This is a genomic window from Microbacterium sp. Bi128 (genome assembly GCF_918698205.1).
Genome location: NZ_CAKKMM010001378.1, coordinates 1 through 1,348 on the forward strand (window position 1 = coordinate 1; position 1,348 = coordinate 1,348).

2 protein-coding genes are annotated in these 1,348 nt (G+C 67.4%); one reads left to right on the plus strand and one right to left on the minus strand.

Features of this window, described 5'->3' with window-relative positions; all coding sequences use genetic code 11:
• A partial coding sequence (locus tag LQV45_RS32950; protein WP_230011867.1) for a DUF485 domain-containing protein occupies positions 1-341 on the minus strand: 341 nt, incomplete at its 3' end.
• A 260-nt stretch (positions 342-601) separates the two neighbouring features.
• Between LQV45_RS32950 and LQV45_RS32955 the strand changes: the two genes are divergently transcribed.
• Positions 602-1,348: histidine kinase (locus tag LQV45_RS32955; RefSeq protein ID WP_230011869.1), on the plus strand; the 747-nt coding region annotated here is incomplete at its 3' end.

Here is a 1,348-nt window from a genome sequence, read left to right on the forward strand (position 1 = left end):
AATTCGTGCCCCTCGATTGCCTGGCGGATCGCGGAGGCAATGGGGTCCAGCTTGCGGTTCGAATAGCTGACGTACCAGCCGGTGATCGCGAACGTGGAGACAAACTGCAGCAGGCCCAGGATCAGGCCGACGTTGATGTTGCCCCAAAGCTTGATCGACATGAATCCGACCGCGTAGTCGGCCAGCAGGACATAGGCGAAGTACCAGAGCAGAAAGGCAATGGATAGCGGGAAGACAAAGCTGCGGTGACGGGTGCGCAGTTCCTGGAACTGCTCCGTCGACTGGACTTCCTTGAAGTCCACGGCCGCCGCAGCGTCCGTTTCTTGGGCGTCGTGACCCATCGGTTCCTCCTCATTGAGACTGGTGAGTCCACACCGGTTGCCGTGGTCTGCGCGGGACGCACCCTGCAACCCATCCTGCCGATGTGACTGCAATCACTGTGCACCGTGACGTGGGCTACCTACCACAGCCGGGGCAGCCTGCGTCGCTCAGCGGTCCCGGCGCTGCGCCAAACGGCGCCCGATACACCTGTTTCGCGGCCATCGGTGTCCGGGCACGTGCCAGAGCCGTCAGCCCCGGCACCGGCGGTAGGCTGGGCATCATGCCGGACTCTCCCCTGTTCACCGCCGCCGCCGTCGCGGTGATCGCCATGGCGATCACGGTGGTCGTCGCCGTCGGGCTCCAGGTCCTCCGCTCCTTCCGCGACCTCGGCACCGATGCCGAGCGCGCCACTTACACGACGCTCCACGCCGCGTCCCGGGCCGGCCAGTACCTGCGGACCGGCCTGAACCCTGCCGGTGCGGCCAAGGCCAGCAAACAGCTGCGCAGCATCCTGGGCTGCGATGCCCTCGCCATCACCGACACAACCGGCGTGCTCGCGTGGGACGGCGCCGCCGAGGAGCTCAAGCCTGCCCTGATGGGGCTCGCGTCAAAAGTGTTCGACGGCGGCCACCTCGCCGTCATTCCGGCGGGCGAACTCCAGCTCCTGGCCGCTGGCGTCGGCGGCATGACGCTGGCGCCGGAGGTGGAGCGCGCCGTCGTGATCGCCCCGATCAAAACCGGCACGCGTGTGGTGGGTGTGGTGGCCGCCTTCGCGCCGGCCGCCGGGGCGGGACTGGTCCGCGCCACCGGGGAGGTGGCTGACTGGGTGGCCACGCAGGTGGAACTGGCCGAGCTCGACGCCTCCCGCACGCTCCTGATGGAAGCCGAGGTCCGCGCCCTCCGCGCCCAGATCAGTCCGCACTTCATCTACAACTCGCTCAACGCGATCGCATCCTTCATCAACACGGATCCGGTCCGGGCGCGCGAGCTCGTGGTGGAGTTCGGCGATTTCGCCTGCTACTCCTTT